Here is a 25,467-nt window from a genome sequence, read left to right on the forward strand (position 1 = left end):
CCTTTAATATTACATAGATTTACTTTTTGAACTTTGGGGTTAAGATTTCTTTAAAAATTATTCCTTTTAAAATATCACTTTTTGAAAAAGAGAGAACTTTTTTTAATTTGGATGGAAGCTCCTCATGTTTAATAGGTAAAAATTCTTTTTCTTTATATAAAGGAGGTTTTTGTTCAACTTCCTCTTTTAATATTTCTTCTTTAACCTCTTGAACAAACTCTTCTTCAAGTTTTTCTTTTTGGTAAATTTTCTCTGGTGCCTTTTCTATTTTAAATTGCTCTTCTAAAACTTCTTCTTTTTTAACCTTTTCTTTAATTGAAATCTCTTCTTTTCTTTTTCTTTCATTTATTGCACTAACTATTGTTAAAATAAAATAGAGAACTATATAAAGAATTATAATTATTGTGAAATAACTCATTTATTTTTCTTCCTCTTTTTTCTCTTCTTCTGAAATTTTTGAAATTGATTCTCTCATTGTTGTATCTGCTTGAATATTTCTTAATTGATAATAATCAAAAACTCCAAGTTTTCCCTGTCTTAATGCTTCTGCAATTGCTTTTGGAATTTCTGCTTCTGCTTCAACAACTTTTGCTCTCATCTCTTGAGTTAATGCTTTCATTTCTTGTTCTCTTGCAACTGCCATTGCTCTTTTTTGTTCAGCCATTGCTTGGTATATTCTTTTATCTGCTTCTGCCTGATCAATTCTTAATTTTGCACCAATATTTTGCCCAACATCTACATCTGCTATATCAATTGAGAGTATTTCAAATGCAGTTCCAGTATCAAGTCCTTTTTCTAAAACAGTTTTTGAGATTCTATCAGGATTTTCTAAAACCTCCTTATGTGTTTCTGCAGAACCTATTGTTGTAACAATACCTTCACCAACTCTTGCAATAATTGTTGCTTCTCCTGCACCACCCACAAGTCTATCAATGTTTGCTCTAACTGTTACCCTTGCCTTCGCCTTAAGTTCAATTCCATCTTTTGCAACTGCTGCAACAACCGGTGTTTCAATTACTTTTGGATTTACACTCATCCTAACTGCTTCTAAAACATCTCTTCCTGCAAGATCAATTGCTGCTGCTCTTTCAAAGGTAAGAGGAATTCCTGCTCTTTCTGCTGCAATCCATGCATCAATAACTCTATCAACATTTCCTCCTGCAAGGTAATGTGCTTCAAGTTTATCAACAGAAACAAAAAGACCTGCCTTTGTTGCTTTTATTAATGGTAAGACTATTTTCGCAGGAACTACTCTTCTTAACCTCATTCCTATTAAATTAATTAACCCAACAGGAACACCTGCTGCAATTGATGCAATCCATAAACCAATTGGAATAAATGAAAAAAGAATTATTAATAACACTACAATTAAAAGCACTATGAACCAAACTCCTAAACCAAACATCTTAAACCTCCTTTAATTTTTATAATATGTTAAAAAGGTGTCTGACACCATTTTAACATGTTAAAGTTTTTCTACTATAATTTTGTTACCTTCAATTTTTACAACTTTCACTCTTGAATCTTTTTCAATGAACTCTCCAAGAGAAATTGCATCATACCTTTTTCCATCAATTTCAATTGTGCCAGATGGTCTTAATGTTGTTATAACTTTTCCCCTCTTTCCCGATAAGTTCTTCAAGAGGAGTAAATGTTGTATAACCTTTTTCTGTTTTTAAACTCTCTTTTAATCCAAGTTTATTCCATATCGGAAGTTTTGGAAAAAGTACAAGAAGGATTATAAATAAAATTAAAAGAATTGCTGCAACAACTCCAATTGAGTAAAGTGCTCTTGTGCCTCCACCAAGTGTAAAGAAAATTGAGATGAAAATTAAAATAATTCCTGAAATTCCAGTTAAACCAAAACCTGGAATTAAAAATATTTCAATTAAAAGAAGAATTACTCCTATAATAAATAATCCAACATATAACCAATTTCCAAGCCCTGCAATCATATGACCTCCAAAAAATAATGCAAGGGAAATTAACCCCATTGTCCCTGGCACTCCAAAGCCAGGTGTTGTTGCTTCAATTAATAGTCCTAAAAAACCAATAATGAGCAAAATTTCTCTAACTATACTTTGAGTTATAAAACGAGCAATTTTTTCAGTAAAAGTAAATTTTATGTCAACTACTTCATAATTTTTTAAATTAAATTCATTCAAAATCTCTTCAAGTGAATTTGCTTCAAAATCAAGAAAGTGAGTTTTCTTTGCTAATTCTTTTGAGAGAGTTAATATTTCTCCTTTTTTAACAACTCCTTCAATTTCTATCTCCTTATCAACCATTGCAGCGCCAATAAGTGGGTCTCTTCCATTTGCTTCGCATGTTGACATAAATTCACCTTTGAGCGCTGAAATAGTTTTTTCAGTTGCAGGAATTGGCTCTGCAGCACCAATACTTCCTCCAGATGAGAAAACAATTTTTTTGGTTGCAAGAGTAATTAGTGCACCTGCAGACCAGGCTCTTCCTTTTATCCAACCAATTGTAAGAATTCCCTTTGAATTTAACTCTAAAATCTTATCTTTTATCTCTGTTGCTGCATTTAACTCTCCACCAAATGTATCAACAATAAAAATTATTGCTTTAACATTTTCTAAATCACTTAATGCTCTTTGAACATATTTTGAAAGTCCTAACTCAATCTCTCCTTCTATATGTATAATTAAAATCTTTTCACTTTTAGAATAAGTTAAGTTTAAAATAAATGATAAAAATATTAGAGTTAATATAATAATTTTTTTCATTAATTTAATTATAACACTTATAAATTTTATGATAAAATTTAAGATATCATTGGATGGAATTTAGAGAGATATTAAATAAATTTTAATAAAATTTAGTCATAAGGAGTTCTAACTTTAAGATTTTTAAAAAATTTTTTAAGTGGTATAAGGATTTCTTTTGGGATTGGTTTTTTCCAAGGATATCTTGTAGGTGTATTTAGATGAACTTCGTCTGGTTTTATTTCATCTACAAAATTTGCAATTTTCTCAATTTCATTTATGTTTATTTGAGTAACCATAATTTGAATATGTAGTTTACCCTTAAAATTTTCTTTTAATTTTCTAATTCCAAAAAGGTTTTTATCTATTGTTATTCCATTAGTTGGCCTATTTACTTTTTTAAAACTTTCTTCGCTTATTGCGTCAATTTTTGCATCAATTATATCAAAATTTAATATATCTTTTATTACTTCATCTAAATAGAGAAGAGATGAGTTTGTAAGTAAAACAAGTGGTTTTTCAGGCTTCAACTCTTTTATTTTTTTTGAGGTCTCGCCTATATTTTTTGCTAAAGTTGGCTCTCCTGCCCCTGAAAATGTTATAACATCAAAATCAAAATTTAAAAATTTTTTAAACTCATCAATTATGATTTCAGTCTCAACAAAAATTTCTCTATTTGATCTATATAAATCTTTTATCTCTTTAACCTTAAAGGGTCCAAGTTCACAATAAATGCAAGAGAATGTGCAAATTCTTTTTGTTTTTCCTAAAAGGTTTATTCCAAGAGATTTTCTATATCTCCAAGAAAGGACAGGTCCATAGACAATTTCTCTTACATCTCTCTCTTCCATCTATCAATATGATATCATTTAATTATGAATCTTTTCAAATTTTTTGAATTTATAAAAGATAGAAGAGAAGATCTTGAGAGTTTCGAAGATTTTTTGCTTCTATCAGGCTTTGGAATTGATTTTTCTCAAAGATTAATGAAAATTTATAAAAAGGGTGGAATGGATGATGTTAAAAAAAGTTTGTATGAAATTTTAGAGGGAAGTGAGAGAGATTTAAAAGTATGTGAGACCTCAATTTATCTCTTTTTAGGAGTTAATGGAGGTGGTAAAACAACATCAATTGCAAAATTGGGTAATTATTTTAAAGAAAAAGGAGAAAGGGTTCTTTTTATTCAAGGTGATACATTTAGAACTGGTGCAAATGAACAACTTAAAATTTGGGGAGAAAGGATTAAAGTAGAAGTTTTTAGTGGAAGAAGAGGAGATGATCCTGGAAGTGTGATATATGATGGATTAAATTTTGGATTAAATAGAGGATTTAATAAAATTTTTATTGATACAGCAGGAAGGTTAGAGACAAAAAAGAATTTAATTCTTGAACTTAAAAAGATAAAAGGAGTGATTGAGAAAAATTTTATGGAGATAACAGAAACAATTCTTATTATTGATTCAACAGAAGGAGAAAACATTTACTCTCAAGTTGAAAAATTTAATGAGGCAATGAATGTAACAGGATTATTTATAACAAAAATTGATTCAACAATAAAGCCTGGAATTCTTTTTCCAGTTTATGAAAAATATAAAATTCCAATTCTATTTTTATCTTATGGAGAAGATTTGAGAAGTTTTGAGAAATTTGAAAGAAAAAAATTTATAGAAGCGATTTTTAAAGACTTTTCTTAAATATATTGAATTAACTCTTCTTTAAATCCTAACGCCCTCATATATTTTAAAACTTCTAAAAATTCCTCTTTTGTAATTCTTCTTCCCAATTCTTTATCACCAAGAGTTTTAAAACAAGGATAATATTGTGTCATAAGAGATATGGTTAAAGCATTTCCTATATTTTCATAAAGTGCTTTAAGAACTAACTTTGAATTCTCTACATTATTTGGTAATATTAGATGCCTTACAACAACACCTCTTTCTATAATACCCTCTTCATTCAATTTCATAAATCCAACTTGATTTACCATCTCTTTTATTGCTTTTATATTTATTTCTGGATAATTTTCTGCATCAGAATATCTTTTTGCTAAATTTCTATCTTGATATTTTGCATCTGGAAGATAGATATCAACAATTCCATTTAAATATTTTAAAATTTCAACTTTTTCATATCCAGATGTGTTATATAAAATTGGAATTTTAAGTCCCATCTCTTTTGCAATTGAAATTGCAAGAATAATATGAGGAGAATAGTGGGTTGGAGTAACTAAATTTATGTTGTGTGCTCCAAGATCTTGAAGGTGAATCATCATTTTTGCAAGATCCTCTATTTCATATTCATCACCTTCTCCAAGTTGGCTTATTGTATAATTTTGACAAAATTTACATCTTAATGAACAATTTGTGAAAAATATTGTACCAGAACCACTAAAACCTGAAATCGGTCTTTCTTCTCCAAAATGAAGAGAATATGTGCTTATTTTTAATTTATAGTCACCACCACAATATCCCTTTCTTCCTAAAATTCTATTTACCCTGCACTCTCTCGGACATAAATCGCAATGTGAAAGTCTTGTAAAAAGTTCAAATCCTCTTTTTTTAATTTCTTTTGTTGATAAAGAAAAATACGAGGGCTTCATAAATTCATTTTTCTTTATCTTTTAGATACACTATCAATCTATTATATGGAATCTCAATTTTTTCTTTATCGAAAATTTTTTTAATCTCTTCTAAAAATTTTCTTCTTGCACTCCACCTTTTTTCTTTATCAATTTTCATTTTAACAAGAATTGAAATTGATGATTCTCCAAGTTGATTTACTCCCATTATTTGAGGTAACTCAATGATCTCATTTTGAGAGAGAAGCAACTCTCCGACTTTTAAAATAGCCTCTTTTGCTTTATCTAAATCTACTTCATAAGAAATTGGAATATCGATCCATAAAAATTGATCCCCATAACCATATTTAATAACCTTTCTTATCTCTCCATTAGGAATATAAAATAGTTTACCTTCATAATTTCTTATAATTGTAGTTCTTATTCCAATTTCTTCAACTGTGCCCAAAATGTTATCAATTTCAATCATATCTCCAACTGAGTAGTAGTTTTCTAAAATCAAAAAAATTCCCGAGATAGCGTCTTTAAAAAATGTTTGTCCAGCAAAACCAATTGCAATTCCTACAATTCCACTTGCTGCAAGAAGTGGTGTCGTATCTATATTAAAAATCTTAAGAAGATACCATATGAAAAGAAAAATTAAAAAATAATTTAAGACAGAAAAAATTAATTTTACAAGAGTTAGTCTCTTTTTATAAATCTCAACTTTCTCATAAAATTTTATAAGGTTTCCCTTGATTATATTTAAAAATATTTTAATTAACAAAAAAATTGAAATTAATAAAATCAATTTTAAAAAATACTCTACATATTTTGATAAGAAATTCATAATTAAATTATAACATTTATCATTGTAGAGGAGGTTTAAAAATATTTGCTTAATTTTTCTTTAAGGTCAAAGATGTCTTTGTATCTTATTAAAGTTATATCAGGATTTCCATTTATCATTGCAGAAAGGTTAACATTTTCTTTTGCAAAAGCAATTACTTTAATTTTTTTATTTATAGCATGAGCAATCTCATATCCAACACCAAGAGATGGATTGTTAACATCAGCAAGTAAAATATCTGATTTTTCAAGAGCATCTATGTCTCTTTTAAAAATATCAAAATCACTCAAATATTTCTCTTTTGATGAAGAGATTATATTAAATTCAGTTGATATTTCATTCCCTTTATTTTTTAAGAAATTGTAAATTTCTAAAATTAAGCCAAAATCACTTCCTTCTCCTCTTATTGAAAAAGCAAAATAGATTTTCATTTATTCTTCTCCATAAATTCTATTTTATTATATAATATTTTTATGAACAAATTATTTAATAAAATTTTAGTTTCAATTGAACCTTCAAAAGAATGGAAAATTTTTTTAAATTACATTACTTCACTTTTTCCTGATTCAACTTTTTATATTTTATCAGTAATAGATACAACAAGATTTCTTGGCAGAGGAATGAAATTGTATGAGGATTACATATCTCAATTAATTGATAAATCTTTAGAGGAATATAAAGATATTTTGAACAAAAAAGGGGTAAAATATGAAATCTTTATAAGAAAAGGAATGGTTGTTAATAATGTTTTTGATATAGTAATTAATGAAAATATAGATTTAATAGTTATAGGAAGTCACTCCGCCCCAGGAGTTAAAAGGTTAAAACTTGGGGGTATTGCAAAAATTATCTTAGTAAATTCGCATAAACCAGTTTTAATAATGAATTCACTTGTTGAACCACCAAAAAATCCAAAGATACTAAATCCGACAACAGGAAGTCCTTTTTCTTATGAGGCTTCAATTTTTGCTTTAAATTTTGCAAAAAAATTTAATGGTATTTTAACTATTTTATATTTAATTAAAAATGAGAGCGAGGCTTATAAATATTTAAATAAAATTAAAAGTGAAGGAGAAAAATTGAATGTTCCTATTAACTTTAAAATAGCAGAAGATGACTCTCTTAAATCAATTTTAGATAACTTAAAAGAACATGATTTAATTATAGGAAGTAGAGGATATAAAGGATTTAAATATAAATTGAGATTTTTAATAAAGGAGTTTTCTCTTGATTATATTGTAAGAAGCACAATTACATTAGCAGAAAAACCTATACTACTCATCTGTGATTAGGAGGAAAAAATGACAAATGAAATTCTCCCTATATTAATTTTTTTATTATCTTATATTTTTATAATATTTGATATTTTACCTAGAACAATAATTGTTTTCTTCTCATCTTCTATTCTTATATTATTAAAAATTATTACACCACATGAAGCGCTTACCTTTGTTAATTGGGAAGCAATAACACTTCTTTTTGGGATGTTTACTCTTGTCATTACTTTAAAAGAGGTTAATTTTTTCAAAATTTTAGGTAATAGAGTAGTGAGAATCTTTGGCAAAAATATTTTGCTTTTATTTATAGTTTTACCAATTTTAACCGCCTTTCTTTCTGCTTTTATGGATAGTATCACTGTGATGATGTTTTTATCAACTTTAACAATTGAGGTCTCGCAAGTTTTAGGTTTTAATCCTGTTCCTTTTATTTTAGCTGAAATTACATCATCAAATATTGGAGGGAGTGCTACAATGGTTGGTGATCCACCTAATGTAATAATTGGAACATCTCTTGGTTTTTCATTCATAGATTTTTTAAAAAACGTTGCACCAATTTCAACTATTATTTTGATTTTTAATGTAATTTACTTTTTATTGATATTTAAAAAAGATTTGAAAATGAACAAAAAAGAGGCTGTTGAAATAAAAGAGATTAAAATAGAGAATAAATATAATTTTTATATCTCAATTTTCGTATTTTTGTTCACAATTGTACTTTTAACCCTTCATAAAAAATTTAATATTTCAGTAGGTACAATAGGATTAATAGGAGCCTCCCTTGCTCTATTTTTAAATGGGAATAAATTCAGAAATATATGGGATAAGATGGATTGGGATACTCTTTTGTTTTTTATTGGTCTTTTTGTTTTGGTTGGAACATTAGAAAAAATTGGATTTTTAAAGGAAATTTCAAATTTAATAACTAAATTTATTAAAAATGATAAAATCTTACCATCTGGCATACTTATTTTTTCAGGAGTTTTATCCAGTGTAATTGATAATGTTCCTCTTGCATTTTCAATGGTACCAATAATTAAAAATATAAGTTTAAACAAATCAATGTCTTTAAGTCTTCTTGCATGGTCACTATCTCTTGGTACTGATTTAGGTGGAAATGGAACTCCAATAGGTGCTTCAGCAAATGTTGTTGCTTTATCTATTCTTGAGAAAAGTGGAATAAATGTGTCATGGGGATATTATATTAAAAAAGTTACTTTAGGCGTTGTATTTTCATTAATTTTGTCAGCACTTTTATTAACTCTATTTCATGGAATGTAAAAATAAATAAAAATTGGATATTCTGAATAAATTCCAAAAAGAATTTTTGAATTTGATTTTTCTTCAAGGTATTTTTTAATTTTTCCCTTTGGGTCATAGATACTTAAAAGATCACTTCCTAATTGAGAATAAACAAAAATGAATGGTTTTTTCTCATTTTCAATAAAATTTATTGCATATTCAATTTTTTTTGATGTATCAAATGTGAAATTATTAAGAGGAAGATCAGATATAAATTTAAAATCTCCATTTATATTGAATGTGTATCTATACATCTCATATCTATTTAAAAAAACTACTTTTTTTCCATTTAAAAGATTTTTTATTTGAGGAATCTCTGGGTATCCTTTAATAAAACTAAACGGAGTAAATACAAAAAGAAAAATTATTAAAAAAATTAAAATCTTCTCCCTGTGTTTTTTAAAGAAAAATACACCTTCAACCAATAAATAGTATGAAGGTATGATAATAAGTGATATGTAATGGAAATAGAGTGAGCCCAAAATTTTTGTTATAATTAGAAACATTAAAAAGTATGAAAAGAAATAAAATAATATAAAAACCTTTTTATCATTTTTATATTTTATAAATCCTAAAATTAAAAGGAATATAAAAAATAGTATTAATAAAAAGTGAGTTCCCTTTGAATTAAAAAAAAGAAATGAAAAGAAATCAGAAAAAAAGTTTTCAAGTGTTATGTTTCCCCATCCCCTTTGTAGTCCAAGTCTTCTTTTAAGTTGAATTAAAAAAATATATGAAAATGGTGAATAAAGTGCACCACAAATAACTGAGGTTAGAACTAAGTGCCATTTTTTCTTAATTAGAAAATAAAAACTTTCTATAAAGAATAGAGGAATTGTTAAGTGATGTGTTAACATCATAAGAATATTTGATATTATAAAATGAATTTTATATTTTCTCTCTTCATTTAAAATTTTAAAAAAGAAAAAAAGTGAAAGAGAAGAAAGTAACAATGCAAGTGAATACATTCTAACAATTGTGGTAATATAAAGAAAAAATGGAGAACAAGTAATTAATATTGAAAGATATTGAGCCTCCTCTTCACCTAAAAATTCATTCAATTTAAATAAAATTATATATAAAGTCAATACTCCAAAAATAATTGAAAGTATTTTTAACAAAATTTCATTTGAAGGGAATATATAAAGAAATAAAGATAATATTAAGTGATATAAAGGAGGATGAAAATCATTAAGCGAATTTTGGATACTTGAAAGAAAACCCATTGATGATATTTTTGCAGACCATGCTTCATCTCCAAATATAAATTTTGGAACAAAAATTAAAAAATTTACAATTATAAAAACAATTAACAATAAAAACATGATTTTCTTTTTATCGAAAAATGTTTTCATGTTTAAATTATATAATATTTTAAATTTTAATATTTGAAAAATTTTTTCAATTATGATATACTTATTATAAGGAGGTTATTATGAAAGACTTAATATTTGAGGCAAGTGTTGAATTAAAAGAGGGTTTAACATTTGAAGCAAAAGCAAGAAATTTTTCTCTTATAATTGATGAACCAGAAAACTTAGGAGGTAAAAATTTAGGACCAAACCCAGTTGAATACCTTTTATTTGCTCTTGGAGGATGTCTTGGAATTGTAATTCAAGTTGTTGCTAATGAGATGAATTTAAAAGTTGAAGGAATAAAAATTAATTTGAAGGGGGAACTCAACCCGTTAAGATTTTTGGGCAAAGATTTGAGAGAAAGAGCAGGATACAAAAAAATTATAGTAGAAATTGATATAAAATCTAATGAACCAAAAGAAAAACTTAAAGAACTTCTTAAAAAAGTTGAGGAGAGGTGTCCTATATCAGATAATATAAGAAATCAAACGCCAGTGGAAATAGTTTTAAAATAATTATTTTACATTAGGGACTATACAGAGAAATTCTATATCACTTTCTCCATCGTTTATTATTTGGTGTTCTTTATTTGGAGGAATATAAATAAAATAGTTCTCATGTACACAAAACTCTTCTCCATCAATAAAAACTTTACCATTGCCCTTTAGGAAAAATATTTCATGTTCATAATTGTGAGAGTGTCTTGGAGAATTTCCTCCATTTTTGATTCTAAAGTATCTTAAATGAAAATTTGGTCCCTTAATTAACCATCTTATAAAAGCACTTTTAGCACCTTGCATCTCCACTATCTCTTCAGGAACTTCATTAAAATGTTTTACAATTTTTTCCATTTTAATCCTCCTTTGTTTCTAAAAATTTATCTTTTGCAATTTTTAAAATTGTTTTTGCAATATCCATATACATTTGAATGCGAGATTTTCTTCCTTCTTTAAATCCAATTTTCTCTTCTTTCATAAGTTGTGTAACTCCCTCAAGAACAACATATTTAACTTTTATTTTATTTCTCCAGAAATAGTCTGATAGCAAAATTTCAAATCCATATCTTACTTCTGGATCGTATTTAAAATTATTCCAAAGTTCTCTTGTCATCGCTCTCTGTCCTGATAAAAATGGAGTTAATTTATGCGAAATATCAGTAGCAAAACGTCCTTTTTCAAAAATTCCACAAGTTGTTAGATATTCACCTTCAATTATTGGTCTTAAAAGTTCTGTTATATGAAATGGTTTTAGCCCAATTAAATCTGCATCAAGAAATAAAATTATATCTCCAATACTATTTTTTACTCCTTCATAAAGAGCATATCCCTTTCCTTTATTTTCTTTAAGATCTATTGTTTTTACTCCTAATTTTTTTGCAATAATTCCAGTTTTATCTGTTGAACCGTCATTTACAACTATTATTTCATCAATAAATGGATTTTCAATTCCAACTTTAATTACATCTCCAATTGTTTTTTCTTCATTATATGCTGGTATTATTAAACTAACTATCATATATTTCTCTTTTTAGAAATTCTTTAACCTCCTCTTTTTTTAATTTAAAAATTTTATCATCGGCCCTTCTTTTGATTTCAACTAAATTCTCTTTTTCAAAAGTTTTTCCAAAAATCACTTTATAAGGAATTCCAAGTAAATCAGCATCTTTAAATTTTTCACCTGGAGATAGATCTCTATCTTCAAAAAGAACTTCGAAACCAATATTTAAAAGTTCATTATAAAATAACTCTGCTTCTTTTATTGTTTCTAAATTTTGTGAGATTGGAATAACTATCACATGATATGGTGCAATTACATTTGTCCATACTATTCCTTTATCATCAGAATATTGTTCAATTGTTGCTGCAATAATTCTTCCAAGTCCAATGCCATAGCACCCCATAATAAATGGTTTTAAATCTCCATTTTCATCTTGGAAATATGCTTTCATAGCCTCAGAATATTTTGTTCCAAGTTGAAAAGTGTGCCCTAACTCAATGCCAATTTTTTTAATTAATTTTTCACCACATTTTGGACATGGGTCACCATCTCTTACTTTTCTTAAATCAACTAACTCTTTAACTTTAAAATCTCTTGGATATGATACATGTATATAGTGAAAATCCTTTTTATTACCCCCACATACTCCATTCTTAACATATTTAATTCTTAAATCCCCTATTATCTCCCCATTAAAGCCAATAGGACCGGAAAAACCAAGAGGAGATGATGTATATTTTTCAATTTCAAATTCATCTGCTAGGCGAAGAGACTTTGCATTATAAAAATTTTTAAGTTTTACTTCATTTATCTCATCATCGCCTCTAATTAAAACTAAAACCGGTTTTTCATCAATAATATAAAGAATTGCTTTAATTAATCTTTCCTCGCTTATATTTAAGTAACTCTTTACTTCCTCAACCCTTTTCATATTTGGTGTATAAATAAGTTCAAGTGGTTCCTCTTTTTGAGTTTCTTCTTTAATTTCACCACTTTTTGCTGCTTCTATATTTGCAGCATAGCCACAATTTGGACATACTACAAACTCACATTCACCAATTTGAGATTCAGCAACAAACTCATGGGATACTTTTCCACCAATTGCACCAGAATCAGCCTCAACTACATAATATCTTAATTTAAATCTATCAAAAATCTTTTTATATGCTTCAAAAACTTTTTTATAGGATTCAAAAAGAGCATCCCATGATACATCAAAAGAGTATAAATCTTTCATTAAAAATTCTCTACTTCTCATTATTCCAAATCTTGGTCTTATTTCATCTCTAAATTTTGTTTGAATTTGATAGAGAAGTTGCGGCAGATTTTTATAAGATCTAACTGTATTTCTTACAATCATTGTTATTATCTCTTCATGTGTTGGACCAAGACAAAAATCTCTCCCTCTTCTATCTTTTAATCTAAAAAGTTCATCTCCATAAATTTCCCATCTACCTGTTTCTTCCCATGGTTCTTTTGGTAAAAGAGCAGGAAGAAAAACTTCTTGTGCTCCAATTTTATTCATCTCTTCTCTGATAATATTTTCTACTTTTTTTAAAACTCTAAAACCAATTGGTAAAAAAGCATAAATTCCCGAACTAATTTGTCTTATTAATCCAGCCTTAATCATCAACTTATGACTTATTGTTTCAGCATCTTTTGGATCTTCTCTTTGAATAGGAACAAACATTTTGCTTAAATACATATCTCACTCCTTTTTTAAAAGTTCTCTTTTTAAAAAGGGTACAATTTCATTTTCTTCAAGAGTTTTAATCATTTTACCATTTTTAAAAAATAAAATTTTTCCTCTTGTCATAGCAATTCCCAAATCAGCATCTTTTGCTTCACCAATTGCATTAACCTCACAACCCATAACCGCAAGTTTTATTGGAATTTTTAAGTTTGAAAAATTGTCTTTAATATCTTTTAAAATTTTATCAAAATTTTTATTACATCTTGAACATTTTGGACATGAGATGATTTCAATTCTACTTCTTTTTCTTAACGAAAGATTCTCTAAAATTTTTCTTCCAATTTTCACTTCATATGAAGAATCATTAGAAAGAGAAACTCTTATTGTATCTCCAATTCCCTTTAAAAGAAGATTTGAAATTCCAATTGTTGATTTTATAATTCCATCTTCATCGCTTCCTGCTGCTGTAACTCCAATGTGTATTGGATAATTAAATTTTTCATATAAGATTTCATTTATCTTAATTGTTTCAATTGGATCTTCGCTTTTTGCCGAAATTACAATATCAAAAAAAGAAAATTCTTCTAAAATTTTAACTTCCCTTTCAATTGCCTCTAACATAATTTTTAATCTTTCACCCTCTTTTTTTTCATAAACAAGAGACCCAACATTTGCTCCAACTCTAATTGGGATACCTTTATGTTTTGCATGTAAAACAACTTTTTCAATATCTTTCCTTTCTTTAATATTTGATGGATTTAGTCTTATTTTTTTAACTCCAACATCAATTGAGAGAATCGCAAGTTCTGCGTTAAAATGAATATCTGCAATTATTGGTACTTTCGAATATTTTACAATTTTTTCAACATACTCAATACTTTTTTTATCAGGAACAGCAACTCTTATAAGATCTACATCCTCTTCTATCATTTTATCTATTTCTTTCTTTATTTCATTAAATTTTTTTAAATTCCCTTTTATCATTCCTTGAAGAAGAATCTCACCCTCCCCTATCTTTCTATCTCCTATGAAAAACCTTCTTTTTATTTTATCCATCTCAAGATGTCAAAAAATGTAACCAAAAAGAGAAGGCCAAGTAAAAATATAAAACCAATAAGATGTACTAAATTCTCTTTTTCAGGAGGAACCCTTTTTTTGGTTATCCACTCATAAATAAGAAATGGGATTCTTCCACCATCAAGTGCAGGAATTGGAAGTAGATTAGTTAATGCAAGTAAAATATTTAGAATTGCTGAAAACCAAATAATTCCAAATAAACCAGCAGATTTCCCTATATTTGATGCAACTTGTACAATTCCAACTGGACCAACAATTCCACCAGTTGCCCTTCCTGTAATAATTAGTCGAATTGATGATAAGAATAAGAGAATTACTCTTAAAACTTCTTTAAATGAGTAATATATTGCTTGAAAGAAATTTAATTTTTCAAAGCCACTTATAATTCCAATTACCCATCTTTCATTCTCAAGTGTTGGTTTAACATAAAAAGTTAAGGTATCGCCTCCTCTTTTCACAACAATTTTTATTTCGTTTCCATTGCTATTTTGAATTTCATTTCTTACATCATCCCAAGTTTTAATCTCTTTATCATTTATATATAGAATCTTGTCTCCACTTTTTAGTCCTGCACTATATGCAGGTGAGTTTTCTTGAACAGAGAAAATAGTAGTTGAAAGATTATTAAAATCTCCAAATGTTGAAAATAAAATTATAAATATAAGAATGGCAAGCAAAATATTAGCAAATGGTCCACCTAATACTGTTAATAATCTACTTTTAAGTGGTTTCTTATAATATCCCTCAGGTGTTTCTAATTTGTCATCCATTCCCCTAATTTTTACATAAGCAAGAAAAGGAATAATTCTTAATGAGTAAAGTGTTTCATTTTTAATAAAAGAGATGATTTTCGGACCAAAACCAATGCTAAACTCTTCAACCTGCATACCACCCTTTTTAGCCATAATAAGATGACCAAATTCATGAATTGTTGCAGCAATTGATAAAGCAATTATTGCATAAATTATATACAACTTTCCACCTCTTTCTTAATTAATTCTTCAATCTCTTTTTTTAAATCTTCTAAAATTGAAAGATTAAATTCTCTTTTTTCAATTTTATCATAAACTATTTTTAGAATTTTTCCTATTGAAAGAAAGTCAATTTTTCTTTCAAGAAAAAGATCAATTAAAATATCATTTGCATATATAATTGAAAATGGTTTTGTTCCTCCATCTTTTCCACTTTCAACTATCACTTCAAAACATGGGAAGCGATCTTTTTTAAATTCATAAAATGAAAGACCTTTTTTGAAATCGAATCTTTTGTAAGAAGATTTTATTCTTTCAGGAAAGGTAAGTGCTCTTTGAATTGGATATCTCATATCTGGTTCATATAAAAGAGCAATAATTTCACCATCAATAAATTCAACTAATGAATGAATTATGCTCTCTCTATGAATTATAACTTCAATTTTTTCATAAGGCACTTCAAAAATTAAATTTGCTTCAACAACCTCCATTCCTTTATTAAAAAGAGTTGCTGAATCAATAGTAATTTTTTTACCCATACTCCATGTTGGATGTTTTAGCGCATCTTCTGGTTTAATATTTTTAAGTTCATCTTCACTTAAATCAAAAAATGGTCCACCTGACGCAGTTATTATTAATTTTTCAATTTCCTCTTCATTTCTTCCCAAAGTAATCTCCCAAATTGCATTATGTTCTGAATCTATTGGAATAAATTTCATATTTCTTTTTTCTATCTCCTTCATTATTAATTTACCAGCAGATACAAATGCTTCTTTGTTTGCAATATAGATTTCTTTATTTGCTTTTATTGTTTCAAGTATCCAAAAAATATCATCAACTCCTCTCGATGCAAAAAATATTATATCTATATCACTATCTTTAAGAACATAAGGAAAAATTTCTTTAAATAGACCAACATTTTTAGACTTTACTATCTCTTTTAATTCTTTTGATTTTTTTTCATCATTTATCAAAACATATTTTGGTTTAAACTCATTATAAATTTCAATCAAAGAATTTAAATTACTATTTGCAGATATTCCTTCAAGTTTAAACTTATCTTTTAAATTTCTTATAACATCAATTGTGCTTTTACCAATTGAACCAGTTGCACCTACAAGAAAAATTTTTTTCATAATATAAAATATAAAATTGGAATTGTAAATATAAAACTATCAACCCGATCAAAAAGACCCCCATGACCCAAAATTATTTTTCCAGAATCTTTTACTTTAAAATACCTTTTTATTGTTGATTCAAAAATATCTCCCAAAAAAGATAAGAAAACAATTAGTAATGGGAGAACTATAAGATTCAAAATTGAAAAATTTTTATAAAACAAACTTAATAAGAAGTAAAAAATATAAAGAGAAATAATGCTTCCTATAAGTCCTTCAAAACTTTTACCAGGGGAAATTTTTGGAACAAGTTTTCTTTTTCCAAATCTTTTTCCAACAAAATATGCAAATATATCAGAAATCCATATTGAAATTAATATTATAAATGTATTAAATATCCCTTTATTTTCCCTTAAAAGAAATAAACAAAAAAATGGAAAAGTTGAAAGAATAAGAAAAGAGAATGGAAATAAAACTTCTTTTAAAAAATTTTCTATCTCTTCTTTTTTAATTAAAAAGAAAATAAATGAAATTAGAAGAAATAAAAAAATAGATAATTCCAAATTTAAAAAAAATGGTACAAGAAGAAATGGAGAATAAAAGAGCCACTTTTTTAAATTTGAAATAGTGCTCATTTCAAAAAAAAGAACAAAACTTAAAAAAATTAAAAATATTTTTAAATAAACCCCTCCAAAGTACAAAAAAATTATAAAAGGAATTCCAAAATAAAGTGCTCCGATTATTCTATTTTTTAATTCAGATTGCACCAAAACGCCTCTTTCTCCTTGAATATTCAATTATTGCTTTTTCAAACTCATTTTCATCAAAATCTGGCCATAAAGTTTCAGTGAAATAGAGTTCTGTATAAGAAAGTTGATAAAGGTAATAATTTGAAATTCTTAATTCTCCAGAAGTTCTTATAAGCAGATCTGGGTCTTTATATGGATATGTTAAAAGAAATTTAGAAAATATCTCTTCATCCACTTTTTTAATACCACTTTCAATTATTTTATTTACTGCTTGAACAATATCAAACCTTCCACCATAGTTTAAACCAATAAGAAGTGTCATTTTATCACAATTTTTTGAATTTTCTTCTACTCTTTCAATCTCTTTTATTACAAAATCTGGAAGTTCATCTTTTCTTGATAAAAATTTCACTTTTATCCCTTTTTCAACTATTGCATCAAACTCTTTTTGTATTACCTCTTTAAATAGATTCATTAAAAAATTAACTTCTTCTCTCGGTCTTTTCCAATTTTCAGTTGAAAAAGCAAAAAAGGAAAGTACTTTTATACCCTTTTTATAAGCATAAGTTATTGCTCTTTTAACAGCATTAACTCCCTCTTTATGACCGTATATTCTTGGAAGCCCCCTTTTTTCAGCCCATCTTCCGTTGCCATCCATTATAATGGCAACAGATTCAGGAATAATTAAATTAGACTCTCTCAACTTGTTTCCTTAACTTAAAATATCCTTCTCTTTTGCTTTTTCGTGATTTGTTAAAATTTCATTATATTTATCAGTTAATTTTTGAATCTCATCTTGTAATCTATGGCTCTCATCTTCTGAAATTTTTTTCTCTTTTTCACTTTTTTTAATTTTCTCAATTGCATCTCTTCTTATATTTCTAATTGAGACTCTTCTCTCTTCAGTTAACTTTTTTACAAATTTTACAAGTTCCTGTCTTCTCTCTTCTGAAAGTGGAGGAAAGAAAATTTTTATTACATTTCCTTCAATTTGAGGATTTAAGCCTAAATTAGCTTCATTTATTGCCCTTTCTATATCTTTAATAATATTTTTATCCCATGGTTCAATTACAATAGTTTGAGGATTAATAACATTAATTGACGCAACTTGATTTAATGGTAATTTTTGGCCAAAATATGGAACCCTTATTTCCTCAAGTATAACTGGGTTTGCCTTGCCTAACCTTATTTTAGAAAACTCTTCAAGCAAATTTTTTTCAACCTTTTTCATCAATGCTTCAGTTTCTTGAATGATCTCTTTCATATTTATCCTCCCTTTATAATTGTTCCTTCCTCTCCTAATATTGCTTTAATTATTCCATCTTTTTTCTTTATATTAAAAACAATAACTGGAATATTTGTATCTCTTGATAGAGATATTGCAGTTGGATCAAGTGCTCTTAAATTTTTAATTAAAAAGTCAGTATAAGTTATAGTTTTTAATAATTTTGCATCTTTATCTATTTTTGGATCTGAAGAGTATACTCCATCAACACTTGTTCCTTTTAATATGACATCTGCACCAATCTCCGATGCTCTAAGTGCTGCTGCCGTGTCTGTTGTAAAATATGGATTTCCAGTTCCTGCTGCAAAAATTACAATTCTTCCTTTTTCAAGATGTCTTACTGCTCTTCTTCTTATATATGGTTCGCAAACTTCAGTTAATGTTAATGCAGATTGGACTCTTGTCTCAAGTCCCATTTTTTCAAGAATTGATTGAATAAGAAGTGCATTCATTATTGTAGCAATCATTCCAATATAATCTGATGTTGCTCTATCAATTCCAAATTTTTCTCCAAAAGTTCCTCTCCAGATATTTCCTCCACCAATAACAATTGAGATTTGGATCCCCATCTCCTTTATCTTTTTTATTTGGAGACAGAGATCCTTTATAAAATCTATATCATACTCTTCTTCTTTATTTCCTTTTAAAGCCTCTCCTGAAATTTTTAAGAGTATCCGCTTATACTCCATCTACTCTTTTTCACCAACCTCAAATCTAATGAATCTTTTTATTGTTATATTCTCACCAAGTTTTGCAATTGCATCTTTTATAATATCAATTACCTTTCTTTTATCATCTCTAATGTAAGGAAGTTCTAAAAGGCAAACTCTTTTATAAAAATCTTCAAGTTTTCCTTCAATTATTTTTTCAATAACTTGGGGTGGTTTGTTCATATCTTTTAGTTGCTCTCTAATTATTTCTTTTTCTTTTTCAATTATTTCTTGTGGTACATCATCTCTCGAAATATATTTTGGTGAATCAAAAGCAATTTGAAGACAAAGTTCATTTGCAAGTTTTTTAAAATCTTCTGTTCTTGCGACAAAGTCTGTTTCACAATTAAGTTCAATCATAACACCAATTCTCCCACCAAGATGAATATAGGAGTGAATTATTCCTTGCCTTGTCTCTCTACCAACCTTTTTTTCTGCTTGTGCAAGTCCCTTTTTTCTGAGATACTCAATTGCCTTTTCTATATCTCCTTGAGTTGCCTCAAGCGCCTCTTTACAATAAGATATACTTGCACCAGTTTTTTCTCTTAACTCTTTTATAAGTTCCATATTTGCCATATATTACTCCTCCTTTTCTTCATAATCGCCTTTATTAATTCCTTCTTTCATAAACTCTTCGATTTCTTCTTCACTTGTTAAGAAGAGTTCTTCAATTTTTTCTTCTTCACGAGGCATTTCTATAACTTTACCCTCTTTTCCTTCAATTACTGCATCTGCAATAGCAGATGTGATTAGTTTTATTGCTCTTATTGCATCATCATTTGAAGGAATTGGAATATCAGCAAGATCTGGGTCACAATTTGTATCAACTATTGCAATTACATATGATTTTACTTTTCTTGCTTCAATTATAGCATTTACATCCTTTTTTGTATCAGCAACAAATATTATTTTTGGAATTTTTGGGATCCCTCTTAATCCACCAAAAAGTTTGATGAGTTTATCTTTTTCTCTTTTAAACTCTTTTAGTTCTTTATATGAAAATTTTTGAGTGTCTCCTCTCTCTTCCATTCTTATCATCTCTTCTAATCTATCAATCCTTTTTCTAATTTCATAGAAATTTGTTAAAAGCCCTCCAACCCAACGTTCATTAACATAGTACATTCCACACCTTTCTGCTTCTTCTTTTACTACCTCTTGTGCCTGTTTTTTTGTTCCAACAAAAATTATAATTTCTCCTTGTCTTATTAAATCTGAGACAAGTTTTGTTGCCCTATCAATTGCATCAATTGTGTGTCTTAAATCAAAGATGTGAATCCCATTTCTTTCCATAAAAATATACTTTTTCATTTTGGGATTCCATCTTTTGACTTGATGACCAAAATGAGCACCAACTTCAAGAAGTTGTTTCATTGTTACTTGCATATTACCTTTTCCTCCTTTTAGGTTATTCCTCCGCTTCGTCATCTTCTCTTCACACCCCTTGAACCTCAAGAGGCACCTTGAAGAGAATCAGAAGCGTGTGTTTTTTTAAAATCTTAATCTTTATATCATAAATAAATGGTAAAATCAATAAGAGACTTTTTCAATTGTCTATGCCCATAAATAAGATAGACACATCTTTAATTTTATTAATTAGTTAATTTATTAAAGTGATATAATTATTTAGAAATTTTTAATGGAGGTGATTAGTGAAAATATTTATTTCTCTTGATATGGAAGGAATTTCTGGTTTAACTTATTGGAAAGAAAGTGAAGAAAAAATAGTGAAGTTTATGACAGATGAAGTTTTAGCAGTTTTAGATGGAATAAAAGACTTTGATAAAGATAGTGAAATTGTATTATGTGATTCTCACTCTCATGGAAGAAATCTCGATATTAAAAGAATTTATGAGGATGTAAGAATAATTTCTGGTTATCCAAGAGAGTTTTATATGATTTCAGGAGTTGATGAAAGTTTTGATGCAGGAATTTTTATTGGATATCATGCACCAGTTGGATATTTAAATAGTGAAATGGATCACACTTATTCAAGTTCAACTATTTTTGAAGTTAAAATAAATGGAATTTTAGTTGGAGAGGCGGAAATTAATGGTGCTTTTCTTGGAGAATTTGATGTCCCAGTTGTTTTAATTTCTGGAGACGATAAACTTAAAAAATTTTCTTTATCTTTTTTCCCTCAAACAACTTTTGTTATAACAAAGGAGTCTCTTGGAAGATTTTCTGCTAAACTATACCACCCAGAGTATGTTCATAAAATTTTAAGAGAAGAGACGAAAAACTCTCTTAAAAATATTAAGAGTGTAAAACCATTAAAATTTGATAAACCAATTAATATAGAAATAACATTTGTAAATACTCTTATGGCAGAATTTGCATCTCTTATTCCAAACTCCAAAAGATTAGACGGAAGAAGAGTTTGTTTTGAATCAAATTCATATAAGGATATATATAATTTTTTGATGGCAAGTTTATCTCTTGCCTATAATGCAAAAAACTTTTAGATTGAGGTGTGTATGGATTATGACATTTTAGATATTTCTTTGAACAAAAAGGGATTAAATAAAATTCTTTGGGCAAAAGGTGAGATGAAAGTTTTAAATGAAATAAGTGAAAGATTTAAAAAAGAAAAACCATTTAAAGGCCTTAAAATAGCATGTTCACTACATATAACTTCAGAGACTGCAAATCTTGTTGTTGCCTTAAAAGAAGGAGGCGCAGAAGTTTTTTTGTGTGCTTCAAATCCACTTTCCACAAAAGATGATGTTGCAGCATCTCTTGTTAAAGATTTTGGAATACCTGTTTTTGGAATAAGAGGAGAGGATAAAGAGAAATATTTTAACCATATTGAAAAAGTTATTTTAATAGAACCAGATTTAACAGTTGACGATGGAGGTGATTTAACTGTTATTCTTCATGAGAAATTTAAATATTTAACCCAAAAAATAATCGGAGGAACCGAGGAGACAACAACAGGGGTAATTAGATTAAAAAGTATGGAAAGAGAAAAACTTCTTGCCTATCCTATCATTGCTGTAAATAATGCAAAAACAAAGAGATTTTTTGATAATAGATTTGGAACTGGACAATCGACAATTGATGGTTTGCTTAGAGCAACAAACATCCTTCTTTCAAGTAAAACTTTAGTTGTTATAGGTTTTGGTTTTTGTGGAAAAGGAATTGCTGAGAGAGCAAGAGGAATGGGTGCTCATGTTATTGTATGTGAAGTTGACCCAATAAAAGCACTTGAAGCATATATGGAAGGTTATGATGTTATGAAGATTGAGAAATCTCTTCTTTATGGAGACATATTTATAACTGCAACAGGCAATAAAAATGTTATAACAAAAGAACACATTTTAAAGATGAAAGATGGTGCAATTCTTGGGAATTCTGGACACTTCAATGTTGAAATTGATGTAGAAGGTTTAAATGAAATTAGTATTGAAAAAAAAGAAATAAGAGATAATTTAACTGAACATAAATTGATAAATGGTAAAAAAGTTTATCTTATATCTCATGGAAGACTTATGAATCTTGGAGCAGCAGAAGGGCACCCATCATCAGTTATGGATATGAGTTTTGCAAATCAAGCACTTTCTCTTGAATATCTTTTAAAAAACAAAGGAGTTCTCCAAAATAAGGTATATGATGTTCCTCAAGAAATTGATAAAGAAGTTGCTAAAATTAAACTTAAAACACTCGGGATTGAAATAGATAGTTTAACAGAAGAGCAAGAAAAATATCTTATGAGTTGGAAAATTGATTAAAAATAAAATGGTGGCCCCAGGCGGAATCGAACCGCCATTGCCGCCTTGAAAGAGCGGTGTCCTAACCGTTAGACGATGAGGCCACCATGGTGAGCCGCGCAGGAATCGAACCTGCGACACCCGGCTTAAAAGGCCGGTGCTCTACCGACTGAGCTAGCGGCCCAATTCATTTTAATTTTACAAATTATTAAAAATATGTCAAGAGATTTTTAATTTAATCTAATTATTGTGAAATGATAAAGTAGTTAATTTTATTTTTATAAGAGTAATATAAACTGAAGATTTAAGATGGATTAATATCTTGGTTTATGGGGGTTTGTCTTTATAAGTTTTCCCTCAAAAGCGTAAATTGCTCTTTCGCATAAATTTGTTATGTGATCTCCGATTCTTTCATAATGTTGACTTATTTGAAGTAAAGCATTTGCTCTTTTTATGTTTTTTGGATCTTCGAGCATATATGTTAATAGTTCTCTAAAAATTTGTGAGTTCAAATCATCTAAAATATCATCATCTTCAATTGTTATTCTACATAATTCAGTGTCTTTTTCTAAAAATCCTTTAATTGCATTATCAAGCATTTTAATACAAATATCTTTCATTCTTGGCAAATCAATTAAAGGTTTTAAATGTGGCTCATCTGCGATTGTCATTGTTATTTCTGCTATATCAACACAGTGATCAGCCATCCTTTCAAGATCTATATTGTCAAAGAGGATTGCACTTATTACTCTCAGGCTCTCTGCTTTTGGGTCTTGTGTTGCAATTACTTGAAGAGCCTCTTTTTCAAGTTCAATTGATTTTTCATCAATCAAATCATCCCTATCGATAACTTCTTTACACAAATTTTTATCTCTTTCTTTTAATCCTATAAAAGATTTTTCCATTTGATCTCTCACAAGAAGTGAGAGATTAACTAATTTCTCTTTTAAATCTAAAATTTTTTTATCTAAGATTTCACTCATTCACTTTTACTCCTTTCATCCAATTTTTCCTAAAAGATACTCTTCTGTTTTTTTATTTTTTGGTACTGTAAAGAGATCCGTTGTTTTTCCATACTCAATAAGTTCACCAAGATAAAAGAAAGCAGTATAATCAGAAACTCTACCTGCCTGTCCAATATTATGAGTTACTAAAATAATTGTAACACTTTTTTTAAGTTCAATCATTAATTCCTCAATTCTAAGAGTTGAAATTGGATCAAGCGCAGATGTTGGTTCATCTAATAGTAAAATTTCTGGATTCATTGCAAGTGCTCTTGCTATACATAATCTTTGTTGTTGTCCTCCAGAAAGAAATACTCCTCTTTTAAAAAGATTATCTTTAACTTCATCCCAAAGTCCACTTTTTTTAAGAGAATCTTCAACAATTCTATCCTTTTCTTCTTTTGAGAGTTTAATTCCTGTTAAAATATATCCTGCAATTACATTATCATAAATAGACATTGTGGGAAAGGGATTTGGTTTTTGAAAAACCATTCCTATTTTTTGTCTTACAATCATAGGATCCATTTTATATATATCTTCTCCATTTAAAAGAATTTCACCCTCAACTTTTGCATTAGGCACAAGTTCGTGTAACCTATTTAAACATCTAATAAAAGTTGTTTTACCACAACCAGATGGTCCTAAAATTGAGGTTATTTTATTTTTATAGATATCTAAATTAATTTCATTTAAAACTTTATTATCTCCAAAATATGCTGATAGGTTTTTAATAGATAATATTACATTTTCCATTTCTTCTCTAAAGCCCTTCCTATTAAATTAATAGATAATACAATTATAATCAAAATGATCGAGGCTGCAAATGCTTGATTGTGCCACTCCTTATATGGACTTGTTGCATAAACAAAAATTACATATGGAATTGTACTCATTGGTTTAAAAATATTTAAATTTAAGAATTGATTTCCAAAAGCAGTAAATAAAAGCGGAGCAGTTTCTCCCATAATTCTTGAAATACCAAGAAGTATTCCTGTAAAAATTCCAACAAAACCATAAGGTAAAAGAATTTTTAAAACTACCCTATAATATGGAGCACCAAGTGCAATTGCACCTTCTTTTATCTCTTGAGGCACCATATTTAAAATTTCTTCTGTCGATTTGATAATTATTGGCAGCATCATAATTGCAAGTGCTATACTTCCTGAAATTGCAGAAAAGTGTTTTAGTGGTTTAACAATCCAAATATAACCTATTATACCTATTACAATAGATGGTATACCTTGAAGCGTATCGATTAAAATTTTAACAACTTCACTAAATTTTGTCTCTTTGTATTCTGATAGAAAAACTCCAACAATAATTCCAATTGGAATTGAAATTAATGCTGCAATTCCAACTATTATAAAACTACCAATAATTGCATTAAAAATTCCACCGCCAGCTTCTCCCATTGGTTTAGGAAGAGAAGTTATAAATCTTAAGGAAAGATATCTAAAACCCCTTATAGAAACAAAATAAATTATAAGGAAAAGAGGAATTATAGAGATAAAAGTAAGAATTGTTACAAATTTTTTAAATATTTTATCTTTTATGACCCTTTTTTTATTAATATAATCAAGTTTATTCAT

30 protein-coding genes and 2 tRNA genes are annotated in these 25,467 nt (G+C 27.9%); 6 read left to right on the top strand and 26 right to left on the bottom strand.

All coding sequences use genetic code 11. From position 1 onward, the window contains the following. Positions 1-19 precede the first annotated feature (19 nt). The 5 genes from QMD25_01670 to QMD25_01690 all read right to left on the bottom strand — a co-directional run bounded on the left by QMD25_01670 (position 20) and on the right by QMD25_01690 (position 3,577). A complete protein-coding gene (locus QMD25_01670) occupies positions 20-418 on the bottom strand; it encodes a hypothetical protein (GenBank protein MDI6860710.1) in 399 nt (132 codons plus the stop codon). After that, on the bottom strand, positions 419-1,405 hold the full coding sequence (gene floA, locus QMD25_01675) for a flotillin-like protein FloA (protein MDI6860711.1): 987 nt from the start codon (positions 1,403-1,405) through the stop codon (positions 419-421). A gap of 60 nt (positions 1,406-1,465) precedes the next feature. Next, entirely contained in the window at positions 1,466-1,642 is a 177-nt protein-coding gene (locus tag QMD25_01680; GenBank protein ID MDI6860712.1) for an NfeD family protein, read from the bottom strand. Next, positions 1,578-2,747: an ATP-dependent Clp protease proteolytic subunit gene (locus QMD25_01685; GenBank protein ID MDI6860713.1), complete on the bottom strand. Its 1,170-nt coding sequence runs from the start codon at positions 2,745-2,747 to the stop codon at positions 1,578-1,580. The genes QMD25_01680 and QMD25_01685 overlap by 65 nt, the downstream gene beginning before the upstream one ends. 92 nt (positions 2,748-2,839) lie before the next feature. Beyond that, positions 2,840-3,577, bottom strand: a complete 738-nt coding sequence (locus QMD25_01690) for a radical SAM protein (protein MDI6860714.1) — start codon at positions 3,575-3,577, stop codon at positions 2,840-2,842. Positions 3,578-3,601: 24 nt separating this feature from the next. Between QMD25_01690 and QMD25_01695 the strand changes: the two genes are divergently transcribed. Further along, positions 3,602-4,420 carry a signal recognition particle-docking protein FtsY gene (locus QMD25_01695; protein MDI6860715.1) on the top strand — a complete coding sequence of 273 codons (819 nt, stop codon included), beginning with the start codon at positions 3,602-3,604 and terminating at the stop codon, positions 4,418-4,420. On the opposite strand, the gene QMD25_01700 is transcribed toward QMD25_01695, so the two are convergent. Genes QMD25_01700 through QMD25_01710 form a run of 3 tightly spaced genes read right to left on the bottom strand, consistent with a single transcriptional unit; the run spans position 4,417 to position 6,564 of the window. Further along, positions 4,417-5,325, bottom strand: a complete 909-nt coding sequence (locus QMD25_01700) for a radical SAM protein (GenBank protein ID MDI6860716.1) — start codon at positions 5,323-5,325, stop codon at positions 4,417-4,419. The genes QMD25_01695 and QMD25_01700 overlap by 4 nt on opposite strands. A gap of 4 nt (positions 5,326-5,329) precedes the next feature. Beyond that, positions 5,330-6,133, bottom strand: a complete 804-nt coding sequence (locus tag QMD25_01705; GenBank protein MDI6860717.1) for a mechanosensitive ion channel family protein — start codon at positions 6,131-6,133, stop codon at positions 5,330-5,332. 35 nt (positions 6,134-6,168) lie between these two features. Then, a complete protein-coding gene (locus tag QMD25_01710; GenBank protein ID MDI6860718.1) occupies positions 6,169-6,564 on the bottom strand; it encodes a hypothetical protein in 396 nt (131 codons plus the stop codon). A gap of 42 nt (positions 6,565-6,606) precedes the next feature. On the opposite strand from QMD25_01710, the gene QMD25_01715 reads away from it, so the two are divergent. Further along, a complete protein-coding gene (locus QMD25_01715; GenBank protein ID MDI6860719.1) occupies positions 6,607-7,425 on the top strand; it encodes a universal stress protein in 819 nt (272 codons plus the stop codon). Between the two features lie 9 nt (positions 7,426-7,434). Beyond that, positions 7,435-8,691 carry an SLC13 family permease gene (locus QMD25_01720; GenBank protein MDI6860720.1) on the top strand — a complete coding sequence of 419 codons (1,257 nt, stop codon included), beginning with the start codon at positions 7,435-7,437 and terminating at the stop codon, positions 8,689-8,691. Here QMD25_01720 and QMD25_01725 read toward each other — a convergent pair. After that, complete coding sequence (locus tag QMD25_01725) at positions 8,679-10,037, bottom strand: glycosyltransferase family 39 protein (GenBank protein MDI6860721.1); 1,359 nt, start codon at positions 10,035-10,037, stop codon at positions 8,679-8,681. The genes QMD25_01720 and QMD25_01725 overlap by 13 nt on opposite strands. A gap of 110 nt (positions 10,038-10,147) precedes the next feature. Between QMD25_01725 and QMD25_01730 the strand changes: the two genes are divergently transcribed. Next, positions 10,148-10,582 carry an OsmC family protein gene (locus QMD25_01730; protein MDI6860722.1) on the top strand — a complete coding sequence of 145 codons (435 nt, stop codon included), beginning with the start codon at positions 10,148-10,150 and terminating at the stop codon, positions 10,580-10,582. Here the strand turns inward: QMD25_01730 and QMD25_01735 are convergent, their stop codons facing one another. From QMD25_01735 to rpsB, 12 genes are read right to left on the bottom strand one after another with little or no spacing between them, the layout of a single operon-like run. After that, positions 10,583-10,918, bottom strand: coding sequence for a cupin domain-containing protein (locus tag QMD25_01735; GenBank protein MDI6860723.1), 336 nt, complete (start codon positions 10,916-10,918; stop codon positions 10,583-10,585). Between the two features lies 1 nt (position 10,919). Continuing rightward, positions 10,920-11,582: a glycosyltransferase family 2 protein gene (locus QMD25_01740; GenBank protein MDI6860724.1), complete on the bottom strand. Its 663-nt coding sequence runs from the start codon at positions 11,580-11,582 to the stop codon at positions 10,920-10,922. Further along, entirely contained in the window at positions 11,572-13,269 is a 1,698-nt protein-coding gene (locus tag QMD25_01745; protein ID MDI6860725.1) for a proline--tRNA ligase, read from the bottom strand. Before QMD25_01745 ends, QMD25_01740 begins: the two co-directional genes overlap by 11 nt. 3 nt (positions 13,270-13,272) lie before the next feature. Continuing rightward, a complete protein-coding gene (gene ispG / locus QMD25_01750) occupies positions 13,273-14,313 on the bottom strand; it encodes a (E)-4-hydroxy-3-methylbut-2-enyl-diphosphate synthase (protein ID MDI6860726.1) in 1,041 nt (346 codons plus the stop codon). After that, a complete protein-coding gene (gene rseP, locus QMD25_01755; protein ID MDI6860727.1) occupies positions 14,301-15,308 on the bottom strand; it encodes an RIP metalloprotease RseP in 1,008 nt (335 codons plus the stop codon). Before rseP ends, ispG begins: the two co-directional genes overlap by 13 nt. Continuing rightward, entirely contained in the window at positions 15,299-16,441 is a 1,143-nt protein-coding gene (gene dxr, locus QMD25_01760; protein MDI6860728.1) for a 1-deoxy-D-xylulose-5-phosphate reductoisomerase, read from the bottom strand. The genes rseP and dxr overlap by 10 nt, the downstream gene beginning before the upstream one ends. After that, positions 16,438-17,190: a phosphatidate cytidylyltransferase gene (locus tag QMD25_01765; GenBank protein MDI6860729.1), complete on the bottom strand. Its 753-nt coding sequence runs from the start codon at positions 17,188-17,190 to the stop codon at positions 16,438-16,440. The genes dxr and QMD25_01765 overlap by 4 nt, the downstream gene beginning before the upstream one ends. Continuing rightward, positions 17,180-17,830, bottom strand: coding sequence for a polyprenyl diphosphate synthase (gene uppS, locus QMD25_01770; protein MDI6860730.1), 651 nt, complete (start codon positions 17,828-17,830; stop codon positions 17,180-17,182). Before uppS ends, QMD25_01765 begins: the two co-directional genes overlap by 11 nt. A gap of 54 nt (positions 17,831-17,884) precedes the next feature. Then, entirely contained in the window at positions 17,885-18,436 is a 552-nt protein-coding gene (frr, locus tag QMD25_01775; protein ID MDI6860731.1) for a ribosome recycling factor, read from the bottom strand. 2 nt (positions 18,437-18,438) lie between these two features. Further along, complete coding sequence (gene pyrH / locus QMD25_01780) at positions 18,439-19,146, bottom strand: UMP kinase (protein ID MDI6860732.1); 708 nt, start codon at positions 19,144-19,146, stop codon at positions 18,439-18,441. Then, complete coding sequence (tsf, locus tag QMD25_01785) at positions 19,147-19,743, bottom strand: translation elongation factor Ts (GenBank protein ID MDI6860733.1); 597 nt, start codon at positions 19,741-19,743, stop codon at positions 19,147-19,149. It lies immediately after the preceding gene. A 3-nt stretch (positions 19,744-19,746) separates the two neighbouring features. Beyond that, complete coding sequence (rpsB, locus tag QMD25_01790; protein ID MDI6860734.1) at positions 19,747-20,550, bottom strand: 30S ribosomal protein S2; 804 nt, start codon at positions 20,548-20,550, stop codon at positions 19,747-19,749. A 266-nt stretch (positions 20,551-20,816) separates the two neighbouring features. Here rpsB and QMD25_01795 point away from each other — a divergent pair, with 266 nt between their 5' ends. Both QMD25_01795 and QMD25_01800 read left to right on the top strand, forming a co-directional pair. After that, positions 20,817-21,629 (top strand): M55 family metallopeptidase, encoded by an 813-nt coding sequence (locus tag QMD25_01795; protein ID MDI6860735.1) that lies wholly within the window; start codon positions 20,817-20,819, stop codon positions 21,627-21,629. 12 nt (positions 21,630-21,641) lie between these two features. Continuing rightward, on the top strand, positions 21,642-22,895 hold the full coding sequence (locus QMD25_01800) for an adenosylhomocysteinase (protein MDI6860736.1): 1,254 nt from the start codon (positions 21,642-21,644) through the stop codon (positions 22,893-22,895). A gap of 8 nt (positions 22,896-22,903) precedes the next feature. Here QMD25_01800 and QMD25_01805 read toward each other — a convergent pair. The 5 genes from QMD25_01805 to pstA form a co-directional block, all read right to left on the bottom strand. Next, positions 22,904-22,978, bottom strand: a tRNA-Glu gene (locus tag QMD25_01805). Positions 22,979-22,982: 4 nt separating this feature from the next. Beyond that, positions 22,983-23,058: transfer RNA gene (locus QMD25_01810), tRNA-Lys, on the bottom strand. 130 nt (positions 23,059-23,188) lie between these two features. Continuing rightward, complete coding sequence (gene phoU, locus QMD25_01815; protein MDI6860737.1) at positions 23,189-23,857, bottom strand: phosphate signaling complex protein PhoU; 669 nt, start codon at positions 23,855-23,857, stop codon at positions 23,189-23,191. Positions 23,858-23,872: 15 nt separating this feature from the next. After that, positions 23,873-24,631 carry a phosphate ABC transporter ATP-binding protein PstB gene (gene pstB, locus QMD25_01820; protein MDI6860738.1) on the bottom strand — a complete coding sequence of 253 codons (759 nt, stop codon included), beginning with the start codon at positions 24,629-24,631 and terminating at the stop codon, positions 23,873-23,875. Continuing rightward, positions 24,619-25,467 carry a phosphate ABC transporter permease PstA gene (gene pstA / locus QMD25_01825; GenBank protein ID MDI6860739.1) on the bottom strand — a complete coding sequence of 283 codons (849 nt, stop codon included), beginning with the start codon at positions 25,465-25,467 and terminating at the stop codon, positions 24,619-24,621. The genes pstB and pstA overlap by 13 nt, the downstream gene beginning before the upstream one ends.

This window comes from Caldisericia bacterium, from assembly GCA_030018355.1.
Classification (GTDB): domain Bacteria; phylum Caldisericota; class Caldisericia; order B22-G15; family B22-G15; genus JAAYUH01.